General features: G+C 43.3%; 9 protein-coding genes. 6 read left to right on the top strand and 3 right to left on the bottom strand.

Annotated features, from left to right (window positions below; genetic code table 11):
* Nucleotides 1–25: 25 nt before the first annotated feature.
* Together PWYN_RS04370 and gnpA are read left to right on the top strand one after the other, a co-directional pair.
* The gene (locus PWYN_RS04370; RefSeq protein ID WP_036648924.1) at nt 26–1,045 is read left to right on the top strand and encodes a glycoside hydrolase family 88/105 protein; all 1,020 of its coding nucleotides are present in this window, start codon (nt 26–28) and stop codon (nt 1,043–1,045) included.
* 12 nt (nt 1,046–1,057) lie between these two features.
* Nucleotides 1,058–3,274: a 1,3-beta-galactosyl-N-acetylhexosamine phosphorylase gene (gene gnpA / locus PWYN_RS04365; RefSeq protein WP_052087739.1), complete on the top strand. Its 2,217-nt coding sequence runs from the start codon at nt 1,058–1,060 to the stop codon at nt 3,272–3,274.
* A 130-nt stretch (nt 3,275–3,404) separates the two neighbouring features.
* Here the strand turns inward: gnpA and PWYN_RS04360 are convergent, their stop codons facing one another.
* Nucleotides 3,405–4,295: an NAD-dependent epimerase/dehydratase family protein gene (locus tag PWYN_RS04360; RefSeq protein ID WP_240479746.1), complete on the bottom strand. Its 891-nt coding sequence runs from the start codon at nt 4,293–4,295 to the stop codon at nt 3,405–3,407.
* A 300-nt stretch (nt 4,296–4,595) separates the two neighbouring features.
* Nucleotides 4,596–5,267: an SOS response-associated peptidase gene (locus PWYN_RS04355; protein ID WP_036648919.1), complete on the bottom strand. Its 672-nt coding sequence runs from the start codon at nt 5,265–5,267 to the stop codon at nt 4,596–4,598.
* Nucleotides 5,268–5,539: 272 nt separating this feature from the next.
* On the opposite strand from PWYN_RS04355, the gene PWYN_RS04345 reads away from it, so the two are divergent.
* The 4 genes from PWYN_RS04345 to PWYN_RS04330 all read left to right on the top strand — a co-directional run bounded on the left by PWYN_RS04345 (nt 5,540) and on the right by PWYN_RS04330 (nt 12,823).
* Nucleotides 5,540–6,424 (top strand): alpha/beta fold hydrolase, encoded by an 885-nt coding sequence (locus tag PWYN_RS04345; protein ID WP_036648914.1) that lies wholly within the window; start codon nt 5,540–5,542, stop codon nt 6,422–6,424.
* 191 nt (nt 6,425–6,615) lie between these two features.
* The gene (locus PWYN_RS04340) at nt 6,616–6,810 is read left to right on the top strand and encodes a CapA family protein (protein ID WP_036648911.1); all 195 of its coding nucleotides are present in this window, start codon (nt 6,616–6,618) and stop codon (nt 6,808–6,810) included.
* 295 nt (nt 6,811–7,105) lie between these two features.
* Nucleotides 7,106–7,969, top strand: a complete 864-nt coding sequence (locus PWYN_RS04335; protein ID WP_036648909.1) for a P-loop NTPase family protein — start codon at nt 7,106–7,108, stop codon at nt 7,967–7,969.
* 237 nt (nt 7,970–8,206) lie between these two features.
* The gene (locus tag PWYN_RS04330) at nt 8,207–12,823 is read left to right on the top strand and encodes an endo-1,4-beta-xylanase (RefSeq protein WP_084146587.1); all 4,617 of its coding nucleotides are present in this window, start codon (nt 8,207–8,209) and stop codon (nt 12,821–12,823) included.
* A 119-nt stretch (nt 12,824–12,942) separates the two neighbouring features.
* On the opposite strand, the gene PWYN_RS30570 is transcribed toward PWYN_RS04330, so the two are convergent.
* Nucleotides 12,943–13,191, bottom strand: coding sequence for a helix-turn-helix domain-containing protein (locus tag PWYN_RS30570; RefSeq protein WP_084146586.1), 249 nt, complete (start codon nt 13,189–13,191; stop codon nt 12,943–12,945).
* Nucleotides 13,192–13,207: the final 16 nt, after the last annotated feature.

Raw genomic sequence — 13,207 nt, 5'->3', positions numbered from 1 at the left:
TATGCGATTAGAGAGGAGAACAAAGATGCTTCAATTAACTTATGACAAGGAAGAGATATTAAGCGTTATCGATAAAGTCGTTAGAAAAACAATGGCGATGGATTTAACATGGGAATGGCCTTGCGGTGTGGCGTATTATGGTGTATCCAGAGCCTATCAAACCACAGGGAATAAAGAGTATCTGAATATGCTTATCCAATGGGCAGATGAATATATCGAATTGGGCTTGCCAAGCTGGACGGTAAATACATGTGCCATGGGCCATATGCTGATTACATTGTATGAAGAAACAGGAAACCAGAAATATTGGGATATTGTGATGAGCAAGGTGGACTACCTCCAGAACCATGCACTCCGGTTCGAAGACAAGGTGCTACAGCATACTGTATCCGTTTCTAATGATTTTCCGGAGCAGGCCTGGGCGGATACTTTATTTATGGCGGCATTTTTTCTGCTCCGCGTAGGAAGTAAATTGAACGATCAGGACATGATCCAGGATGCCTTGAATCAATATTACTGGCATATCAAATACCTGCAAGACCCTAGTAGCGGTCTTTGGTACCACGGCTACAATAACATCAAGCAGGATCACATGTCAGGATTATTCTGGGGCAGAGCAAATGCTTGGGGTGCGTATACCATGTCCCAAGTCAAACCGCTTTTGAAAGAATGGTACTTGTATCCGCAGTGTATGGACGTGGAGTGTTCGCTTCGGGATCAGTTGGCAGCACTCAAGCTTGTTCAAACGGAGAACGGCTTGTGGCGGACGGTACTGGATGATGAGGATTCCTATGAAGAAGTATCCGCATCTTGCGGGATCGCAGCTGCTATGATCAATAACGGCAATCCGCTGCATATCAAATATGTGCAAAAGGCACTAAAAGGCATCTTGGACAATATCAGCGAAGATGGACGAGTATTGGGTGTGTCGGGCGGAACGGCGGTTATGAAGGATCGGGAAGGATACTGTAATATTCCAAAAGATTGGATTCAGGGCTGGGGTCAAGGCTTAGCATTGGCTTTTCTATCTGATATGCTTGAATAGGAGGGAATCCATTTGACCAGACAAACAACGGGGGCCTTTACACTACCGGGAGAATCCGGTTATGAAGCGCTGACCCTGCAATTAGCTGAACGTTGGGGTGCTGATGTCATCCGTGACAGTGACGGCACGCAGTTGTCAGATGAGATTATCAACGCTGGGTACGGTATTTATTCTACAATTTGCATCATCCGAGATCATAACGAGTGGGCGTCTCAGAATCTGGATAAGCTGCAGCAGTGTTTTTTAATTACCCATCCGAAGGTAGCTGTACAAGATTATGTATCCATCTATCTGATGGAGGATTTTTTTGCTGAACAATTCAGAGTGAATGATTCCAAAGAGGCCTTTAAGTATTGGCAGGTTGTTGATAGAACGACCGGGGAAGAAGTTTCAAGAGAGCAGTGGAATTATGAACGGGAATCGGGAAATGTGGTCATTAGTGGCATTGTTCCCTGGCATAAATACACGGTCAGCTTCATGGCCTACCGGATCTGGGAAGAGATTTCGATGTATAACCATACGACTAACCATTGGGACAAAGAGCATCTGATGCAAATTGATCCGATCTATGAAGATACTCAAAAGTATCTGTTGGAATGGATGGAGAATTGGTGTGTTCAGCATAAGGAAACCACGGTTGTTCGGTTCACCTCTTTATTTTATAATTTCGCCTGGATCTGGGGCAGTAGTGACCGCAATCGCCATCTGTTCTCTGACTGGGGTTCATACGACTTTACGGTAAGTTCAAGAGCGCTTGATCTGTTCGCCAAGAAATATGGGTATTCACTGACGGCTGAGGATTTTGTGAATGGTGGACAATACCGTGTTAGCCATATCCCGGCTGAGCAGCGCAAGCTCGACTATATGGCATTTATCAATGATTTCGTCATCGAATTTGGCAAGAAATGTATTGATATTGTGCATAAGCATGACAAGCTGGCGTACGTCTTCTATGATGACAGTTGGGTTGGAGCAGAGCCTTACAATGACCGCTTTGGAGAGTTTGGCTTTGACGGGATGATTAAATGTGTATTCTCCGGTTTTGAGGCAAGGCTGTGTTCAGGGGTGAAAGTGGATACGCATGAGATTCGGCTGCATCCCTACTTATTTCCGGTTGGGTTAGGCGGGCTTCCTACCTTTATGGAGGGGGGCAACCCCACGCTGGATGCCAAAAAGTACTGGATTAATATTCGGCGCGCCCTCTTGCGGGAGCCTATTGACCGGATTGGACTGGGCGGATATTTGCATCTAGTAGAGTCTTATCCGGACTTCTGTGATTATATCGAGAAGATTGCTAATGAATTCAGAGAAATTAAAGAACTGCATCAACAAGGCAAACCTTATCAGATTAAGACGAAGGTAGCCATTCTACACACTTGGGGAAAATTGAGATCGTGGACATTATCCGGCCATTTCCATGAAACGTATATGCATGATTTGATTCATATTAATGAGGCTTTATCCGGATTGCCGGTTGAGGTGCAGTTCATTGATTTCGAAGATATCCGTCAGGGCAACCTGCAAGATTGTGATGTAGTGATCAATGCCGGTTCAGCAGGTTCTGCTTGGAGCGGTGGCAAGCATTGGGATGACCACAAGGTCGTGGATATCTTGACCAAATGGGTGTATGAGGGCGGTACCTTTATCGGTATTAACCAGCCTTCGGCGGTTGAGGGGTATGACAGCTTTTTCCGTATGGCACATGTCCTCGGTCTAGATGAAGATTCAGGCTCCAGAGTAGCTCATGGAAGATGGACATATGAGGTTCATGACGAGCATGGTTTGGTGCCAGAAGGGGCCAGCATCAAGCCTAAGAATAGTATTTATCTTACAGATGGGTCAGCTGCGGTAGTGAATGAAACAGGTGGTATCCTAACACTATCTACTCATGCTTTTGGTAAAGGTAAGGGGATCTACCTTCCTTCTTTCGAATTCAGCTTTGAAAACACACGATTGCTGCTGAATATCATTCGATTTGCGGGCGATGAGTTACATGAAACGAAGTACATTACGGATAACTTATATACAGAGTGTGCTTATTATCCGGAAAGTAAAATGCTCGTAGTTATCAACAATAGCGATCAACTGCAAAAAACTACTATTGATACGGAATATGGACAACAAACCCTGGAATTAGATCCGTTCGACACTATTATCACAACTATTAAAAGCTGCCGGAACCGTTCTGGACGCTTCGTTTCGCGGTTGACGAGCAGGCCGTTAACATAGGTGGATTGACACTCTACGGGGCTGGATTCGGCAATCATGACCAGGATATTGTGATCCGCGTATCTCTTAGCGATGGAACGTTAGATTATAATCAGCCCCTGAAGCGGGGCTGATTTTTTTGGATGATTATTTATACGCTTGAAAAAGCAAGCTGGTCTTCAGGAAGTGCCTTCATTGTGCCGTCATGATTCAGAACAGAACGCCATGTATGATGTGGTTCATAACCAAGGATTTTCTTGGCCTTATCTATTGCCATTAAGGTCTCATGCTCTTGTACAGGTCTCTTTAAAGTTACATTTGGAAAAAATCTCTTTACTAAGTCCTGACTAAGATCGGGCATAATTGTATCTGGAGCGGTTATATGGAATACTTGATTTCCTAGATCATTCTTCTCTATTGCAAGAAGACACGCCTTAGCAGCATCTCTAACATCGCAATAAGCCCATGCATTTTTCTTTTGAATATCCCTTTCCTCATCATTCCAATGCTGAGGGGGGATCTTTTCATATTCATCAGGCTCATACATATTTGCAAAACGAAGAGTAACGATTTGTTGCTTAGTAAGATTGTGATACATTCCTGTCAGTTGTTCAGTCAATAGCTTTGCCATTGCATAGGATGACTTAACTAAAGTTGGATGCTCTTCGTCCACAGGAAGATAACTAAGCTCCTCCGGTACAAAAGGATATCCCAATACCGTTTCACTTGATGCCCATACAAGCTTAGGAATTTTAAAGTCCTTGCAAGCTTCAAGGATATTGAAATTTACCAACATATTATTCTCAAATATAGCCTGGGATGTATTCCTAACATCGGCAGGGATATTCGCTAGATGGACAACGGCATCACATCCCATTAATAGCTGACAGACCTGACCATAGTCACGTAATTCAGCTTGAACGAAATTTAACGAAGCAGATTCTTCTCTTAATTTTTTATCTGAAGCTATAACTTCATGACCGGCATCTAAGATTGTTCTTACGGCCCATCGGCCGATTTTACCTGCCGCACCGGTTACCACTACTTTCAATATTGTCCACTCCTTTTTCTTATGTTCGTATTTTTCCCAACAAGTTAATTCTTTTTTAGATTGCCCTTTGTTAAAGGTTTTATTAATCCCAACATAATCCTACTCAAAAAAGAGGGTGTCCCAAGCAGCCACTTCATGGCTTATGGGACAGCACTAGTAAGAGGAAGGTACTACTGGAATGGACTATGGATTATTATTCAATCTGACATCAGATTTAAATATGAACCTATAAAAACAAAAAAAGACCAAACCTTTTGCCGGGTTGGCCTTTTATCAAAAAGTCGGGGATCATTAGGACTTTACCCACGCATGCTTCAGATCCATCTCCCGAATGCATTCAGCGGTGTCGTTGCCGTCATCGATCCGTGGCGTTACTGCATACGCATGCATCTCTTCTGCCGAATGGGGACGTAGAATAGAATCAAGCGCATTAAGATTGTTCGTCTTCTCATCGAGCCACTGGGTCATTTCCTCCGGGGATAGAATCGCTGGCATCCGGCTCTGAAATTGCCCAATTAGCGGATTGGCCTGCGTCATGACCAAGGTGCAGGTACGGAGCGGTTCCCCACGTGTATCCCGCCAAATTTCGTATAGACCGGCCACCCCGAACATGCCGCGGTTTTTCATGACCACCCGCACCGGATAGGACTTCTTCCCTTCTATTTTCCAATAGTACAATCCGTTGCACGGGATAATACACCGCTGCTTGTCTACTATTCTGCGGTAGCCCGAATTCTGATGCACATTCCTGAGATCTGCGTTAATCGCATCTTTTCCCCAAAAGGGCATCAATCCCCAGCGGAATTCATCCAAAATTCGCTCCCCGTTCTGCTGTAGCACGACTGGCATATGCTGCGTTGGGCTAATGTTATAGCGGTTTTTATAGAAGTACATCACCCGATCGATCTGAAAATGCTCCTGAACCTTCGGCAACTCGGCCGCCATGGAAAAGCGTTGACACATAAAGCATTGACCTCCCTTTTTACCGTAGTGTTTGTAAGTGGAGGAAAATTATTCATGTATCCTTATGATGAGTTGGTCATCGCGAAAGATCTGGGAATCGCTGTTGGTTTCCAAGATAATATATTCAAGACAAACGTTAGCTGTAGCCAGAGCATAGAAAAACGACGTTTGATTACTAGCAAACATTCACAAAGCTGCCATTTTCCAAAATATAGGAGAGTTGGCTTTTCCTATATACTTTTATAAAAGCCTAAAAGAAGGAGTGGTGTTACATGAGTATTAACCCATTTAAAAAGGTACAAGGTAAAAGTCTTGTTTATGCTTCCTACCAAAAGTTACTGGATCAATGGGGAATTACTATTCAGGAAGTGGATATATCATCTACTTTCGGTTCAACACATGTAATAGTTGCAGGTTTTCCAGAGAATCCTCCACTGCTGTTATTCCATGGAGTCGGTGATAATTCCGCTTTGATGTGGATCTTTAACATTCAAGAGCTTTCGAAGCATTTTTATGTGATAGCGATTGATACTATGGGGGGGCCCGGAAAAAGTGTTCCTAATGATAATTATAAGAACTTCGACCAATCCGTATGGATAAACGAAGTTCTAGAGTGGTTTCATTTAGATAAGGTAAACGTTGCGGGTGTTTCCAACGGCGCCTATCTTGCCAATTATTTTGCAATAACCAATCCAAGTAAGGTGAACAAGGTAGTAGGGATGGCGGGGGGAGTTAAAGTAAATATGCTTCGAATGGCAATGCTTTTTCTACCCGAAGCTTTATTGCCAGCCTCCGAAAAAACAACGAAAAAACTCTTAAGAAAACTCTGTGCTCCAAACTCATCGAAAGTTTTTGAGGAAAACAATGAGATTATGGCTCATTGGACTTACTTGCTAAAGTATTTTAATAATAGATCCATGATGTCTCACAAGTATAGGAAATTTACAAAGGATGAGCTGGCGATCATAAGGGAAAAGTCACTGTTTTTAATTGGCGAATATGACCAGTTAAGCAATTATCCATCCTCAATCAAGGAGCTGGAATTGAATCAGATTACGTATAAAATCATTCCTAACGCGGGCCATGGAATTAATCATGAGCAATATGATAGCGTTAACCAAGAGATCATTAATTATTTGATCAGCGGCAGTAAGTGAAAAAACTAAAAAGTATAATTGATCTCCAAACCGTTTATTAAAGTGACGGGCAGGTTTTTCGTGGTGGCTGCCAACTCACCTTTATTAAGGATGCAGAAAATTATACAAAAAATGTATTTAACTTCAGGAAAGAATAATCTATAACACCTTTCCGCCATATTCTAATGAAAATGACAAAAGGGTGGATAACGGTGACGGAAATACAAATAACTGCTGTGGGAGACCTTATGGTCAAACGTTACATTATTTCGGATGCTAAACAATCTGACGGAACCTATTCATTTGCCACCCTGTTCGCGAGAGTAGCACCTTATCTGAAACAGGCGGAAATGCCGGAAAATAGGAGCGAAAGGCTTTATACCGGTATTCGTACGGAAAGTCCCTGATTGTTTTTATCTATTCTCAATGTTAATCTAAATATTAGAGATGCATACAAAGGAGCATAAACCTTATCATGTGGACTACTCTGTAAAGATTAACAATTCGAAAGGGTGCCTGTAATAGTGAATACACTATTTTTTTTGGCATGCTTTTTTTAATCTTACAGGGTAAGCAGGGAAAGGTGTATCATAAACCCAATCTGCGGATACCTGATGGTATTCGCTTTTATTTTCTTGGAAAACCGCAACTCTATGATTCTTTCTTGCTTATCCTCCTAATAGTGAATGGAGTGACTTTATTATGAGATCAAAATTAGTCTTCATTGAGGGGTTACCAGGATTCGGGAAAACAACAACGGCTCAACTCGTTCATGAAATTCTTACGGAGATGAACATTAAATCGCAGCTATTTTTAGAGGGAAATCTGGAACACCCTGCTGATTATGATGGAGTCGCCTGTTTTCAGAAAGATGAATTCGATAAATTATTAAGTACCCATGAAATGTTTAGAGATTTGTTAAGTGATCGGAGCATTAAGGAAGGTAACCATTACTTCCTAGAATATCGAAAAATAAAAAATGAATACGGGTCAGGCTTTTCAGATGATTTGCTCCATGCAGTTGTTAAAAATGATGTCTATGAATTGTCGCTAGATCAAAATAGAAAACTGATAACAGAAAGATGGAAGAAGTTTACGGAGAACGTTTTGAATGGCTCAGATACTTATATTTTTGATTGTTGTTTTATACAAAACCCTGTAACTATGGGGATGATTAAATATGATGCAAAGAAAGAAAACGTCATAAGTTATGTTGCAGAACTGGCATCTATTGTGGACAAACTGAATCCACTGTTGATTTATGTAGAACAGATCGATCTTGATGGTTCTTTTAGAAAGACGGTTAAGGAAAGATCTAAAGAATGGTCAGAGGGATTTATTGAATATTATACAAACCAAGGATTTGGAAAAAAGCAGGGTTACCATGGGTTAGAAGGAACTCTGCAGGTTCTAAAGGCAAGAAGGGAATTGGAAGAAGAAATATTTAACGGTATAAAGATAGCCAAGAAAAAAGTGGATAACTCTTCATATGATAAAAACGAATATAAGCAAGTTTTAGTGGGGATTTTATCAGAATATTTCAGCTTGACAAACACCAAGAAGTGAGATTTGGGCCTACTCCATTAAGTGGTAGGTATTATCGAAGCAGCTTGCCAAACGGCAGGCTGTTTTTTTTGCATCCGTATTATTCCTATAATTGGGGGGGGTAACACCTTTAATATGAGTATGTCAGTGGATAGGAACGGAGATGTAAAATGGTGTAAGCATAGATGTAAGCGGTTGCAATGGAGGTGTGTAACTGTAAGAAAAGTTTCGAAAATTATTGGAGGAGGAATGTAACAAATGAGTAGAGTGCTTAAACAAGTCATCTCGATCTTACTAGCAGCCGGTTTGCTAATTCCGTCAGGCTGGTTTGGTTTGGCTGTGGAAGCTGCGGCACAGGATATTCCCGTAATTTTGTATCACAGGATTGTCGATACTGCGACGGATCAATGGACACATACAAGCGTGGACAAATTCAGAAGCACCATGAAATATCTTCATGATAACGGCTACACGACGTTGACTGCGGATCAATATGTGAATATTAAAGCCGGTGTCACAACACCGCCTGCCAAACCCATCTTGCTCACATTCGATGACGGGACCCCCGACTTTGTTACCAACGCTCTTCCGATACTGGATCAATACGGAATGAATGCCGTTGCATTTATTGTTACCGGCTGGATCGGGGGTACCTACAGCATGTCGCTTGCACAATTACAAGATCTGGCGGCAAACCACCCGAATATTAGTATCCAGAATCATACGGTTAACCATGCCAACAATACATGGAACATCATGACACAGGCAACAGCTTCGGCCGAATTAGCCCAAGCTAATACTTATCTTAAAGGAATTACGAACAAAGATCCTGTTCTTTTGGCTTACCCTTATGGCCACTTCAATGCGGATGTTCAAGCAGCAGCCGCATCTAACGGCATCAAGTACTCCTTCAAAGTGGGTTATCCGGATCAAGGTGACCATGCTATGGGCCGTTATTACGTACAAATGGGCACAACCTTATCCGAAATTGCCAATTGGATTGGAGGACCGGCACCGGCACCGGATACGACAGTACCATCCGATACGGTAACGGTTTATCACGAAAGCTTTGCGAGTGGCAAAGGCGTTGCAACCCAAGCAGGCAGTGCTAGCTTAGCACCTGTCACCGATAAAGTTTTTGCCGGCAATGCTGACGGCGCAGCTTTATATGTAAGCAACAGAGCAAATAACTGGGACGCGGCTGATTTCAAATTCAGCGACATAGGCCTGGTAAACGGCAAAACTTATACGGTGACCGCATCCGTTTATGTTGATTCTGATGTGACTGTGCCTAGCGGCGCAGAAGCTTATCTTCAGACCATAAGCAGCTATAGCCTTTTGGCAAACGTAAATTATGAAGCAGGCAAAGCAATTACCTTAATTAAAGAATTTACCGTGGACACGAGCAAAGATACGACTCTGCGCGTTCAATCGAATGATGCCGGGAAGACAGTTCCGTTCTACCTCGGTGATGTATTGATCACAGAGAAGGCGTCTACGGTAACCCCAACACCAACACCAGAGCCATCTAGAGACCCGGCTTTACCTTTTACCACTGTAACTTTTGAGGATCAAACGGCAGGCGGTTTTGCAGGCAGGGCAGGTACTGAAACGCTGACCGCCTCCAATGAAGCGAATCATACCATCGACGGTGCATACGCTCTGAAAGTAGAGGGCAGAACCAATACGTGGCATGGGCCGGCATTGCGAGTGGAGAAATATGTTGATAAGGGCTACGAATATAAGGTTTCGTTCTGGGTCAAGATGATCTCGCCCGCAAGCTCACAACTTAGTCTTTCCACGCAGGTTGGTAATACCAGTGCAAGTTATAATACCCTTACATCAAAGACAATCAGCACAAGCGATGATTGGGTTCAGTTACAAGGAACCTACCGTTATACCACTGTAAGCGACGAATTTTTGACCATCTATGTGGAAAGCTCTAATGCAACCGCATCTTTCTATATCGATGATATTAGCTTTGAAAAAACAGGCTCGGGCACGATCTCCGTACAGAAAGATTTAACTCCGATTAAAGATGCTTATCAAAACGACTTCTTGATCGGAAATGCGGTATCGGCGGCAGATCTGGAGGGTCTTAGACTTGATCTTCTTAAGATGCATCACAATGTCGTTACAGCGGAAAACGCAATGAAACCGGATCAGGCGTATTCTTCGGAAGGCATCTTTGACTTTAGCTCGGAGGATGTGCTTGTTGATAAAATTCTGGCTGAAGGACTTCAGTTGCATGGGCATGTGCTGGTATGGCATCAGCAGACACCTGTATGGCTCAATACTACAACAGATGTTGACAACAATACGATCCCATTGGGTCGGGATGAAGCTCTCAACAATATGCGGACCCATATCAAAACGGTCATGGAGCATTACGGCAACAGTGTGATCTCCTGGGATGTAGTTAATGAAGTGATGAACGATAACCCGTCTAACCCAACGGATTGGAAAGCAGCGCTGCGTCAATCCCCTTGGAAAAGTGCCATCGGGACAGACTACGTAGAGCAGGCATTCCTGGCTGCAAGAGAAGTACTGGACGCGCATTCCGATTGGAATATCAAGCTATATTACAACGATTATAACGAGGATAACCAAAACAAAGCTCAGGCTATTTACAGCATGGTCAAAGAAATCAATGATAAGTATGCGCTGACACACCCTGGCAAACTCCTTATTGACGGAGTAGGCATGCAAGCGCACTACAATCTAAACACGAACCCGGAGAATGTAAAACTATCCTTGGAGAAGTTTATTTCCTTGGGCGTAGAAGTAAGCATATCTGAGCTTGACCTTACGGCCGGAAGCAACTCTCAGATTTCCGAGCAACAAGCAAACGCCCAGGGCTATTTATATGCGCAATTGATGAATATCTTCAAGGCTCACGCAGCTAATATTTCACGCGTGACATTCTGGGGACTGAATGACGCTACGAGCTGGAGAGCCTCTCAAAATCCACTGGTATTTGATAGTAACCTGCAGGCCAAAACAGCTTACTACGGTGTAATCGACCCCAATAAATTTATTGCAGAACATACGCCTGATACTGTAAATGCAAATCAGTCGACCGCTAATTATGCAACGCCTGTAGTAGACGGGATTGTTGATACGGTTTGGAACCAAGCTTCTGCAATGTCGATTAATCGCTATCAGATGGCTTGGCAAGGCGCTAACGGTGAAGCGAAAGCTCTCTGGGATGATCATTATCTTTATCTTATGATTCAGGTTAACGATGCTCAGCTTAATAAAAGTAGCGTAAACGCATATGAACAGGATTCCGTCGAAATCTTCGTGGACCAAAACCATGCGAGAACAACGTTCTATCAAGGGGATGACGGACAATATAGAGTCAACTTTGACAACGAGACTACAATTGAACCGTCAAGTAATGCAACAGGCTTCGAATCGGCTACCCAGATTTCCGGAACAAACTATACGGTTGAGGTGAAGATTCCACTTCAATGGGTAACTCCGGCAAACGATACAAAGCTCGGTTTCGATGTACAGATCAATGACGCTAAAGACGGCTCTCGTCAAAGTGTTGCTACATGGAACGATACGACCGGCACTGGATATATGGACACATCCGTTTACGGCGTACTTACTCTCACAGGTAAACCTGCGGGTTCGGAACCAACACCAACACCGATAACGACAACGGCAACACCGGTCCCAACAACGGCACCTTTTAGCATTAACAAGGATGGTGTTGTTACGATCAAGCTGGAAGTGAAGTCCGACAATGGGCGCGTGAAAGGCACGATATCCAATGACAACATGGAAAAAGCGCTTGAGCAAGCTACCCCAGCAGCAAACGGCAAGAAACAAATCGTAATTGAAGTGCCGAAGCAAGCAGACGCCAAAGGGTATGAGGTTCAATTGCCGACTCAAAGCTTGAAAGGTAAAGAAAACTTCGAGCTATGGATAAAGACCGAATATGCGACCATTCAAATTCCAAGCAACATGTTGTCCAATGCGACAGAAAATGCTGGGCAGGTATCCATTCGAGTAGACAAAGCCTCCACGGACAACTTGGATGCAGCTACCCGCGAACGGATTGGAAACCATCCGGTTATTGATCTGAACGTAATAGCAGGCGACAAGGTTATTGAATGGAACAACCCTACTGCGCCTGTAACAGTAGCCATTCCTTACACACCGACAGCAGAGGAGCTTAGCAATCCAGATCTTATCGTCGTTTGGTACATGGATGGCAAAGGCAACGCAACACCGATTCCGAACAGTCGATATGAAGCGGCAACTAAAAGGGTTGTGTTCCAAACGACACACTTCAGCAGCTATGCGATAGCCTCAAATGTGAAAACCTTCGGAGATCTACAAAACGTATCTTGGGCAAAACAAGCTATAGACGTTATGGCAGCCCGCGAGGTTATCAAAGGAACCGCCGACAACAGCTTCTCTCCTGCAGATTCTATCAAGAGAGCAGACTTCATCGCACTTCTCGTAAGAGCTCTTGAATTGAAAGAAACAGGAAAAAATGAAACCATGTTCAGCGATGTCCAAACATCCGATTATTATTATGATGAATTGGTCATCGCGAAGGAAATGGGGATTGCTACGGGCTTTGAAGATAATACGTACAGACCCAACAACAATATCTCCCGTCAAGATATGATGGTGCTGACAGTACGTGCGTTAGCAGCAGTTGGCAAGTCTGTTAATGCCAGCGGATCGTTAGATGCTTATCCTGACGCAGCGAGCATTTCCGACTATGCCAGAGACAGCGCTATGTTCCTTGTCAAATCTGGAGTCGTGGTTGGTAAGAATAACAAGATTGCACCGAACGATACTCTCACCCGTGCAGAGGCGGCAGTCATCTTGTACCGCATCTGGAATCTGTAGGCACAGCCGAGCTAAGCGAACATGAATAAAGCTGCCATCTCCTAATGATTAGGAGTGGCAGCTTTTCTTTATTTCTCGCCTCTTAAAGTTCCAGAGTCGCGCTATACAACAACTCTCCATCATTTATGGTTTGATTTGCTTATGTGCGTAGTGCGATATTTCTCGGGTGTAAAGCCAGTCACTTTTTTGAACAGTTTAAAGAAGTATTTGGGATTATCATAACCAAGAGCCTTGGCCACTTTATACACCTTGTCATTGCTGTTTTTTAATAGCAGCTTAGCCTGTTCAATCCGTTCCTTATTAATGTAGTCCGTTAAATTCTCTCCGGTCTTTTCTTTGAATAAAAAACTCAGGTAGCTCGGATTAATAAAAAATAAAACTGAA

Origin of the sequence: Paenibacillus wynnii (assembly GCF_000757885.1) — a bacterium.
GTDB classification, from domain to species: domain Bacteria; phylum Bacillota; class Bacilli; order Paenibacillales; family Paenibacillaceae; genus Paenibacillus_AQ; species Paenibacillus_AQ wynnii.
This window is presented reverse-complemented; position numbering and strand designations above follow the sequence as displayed.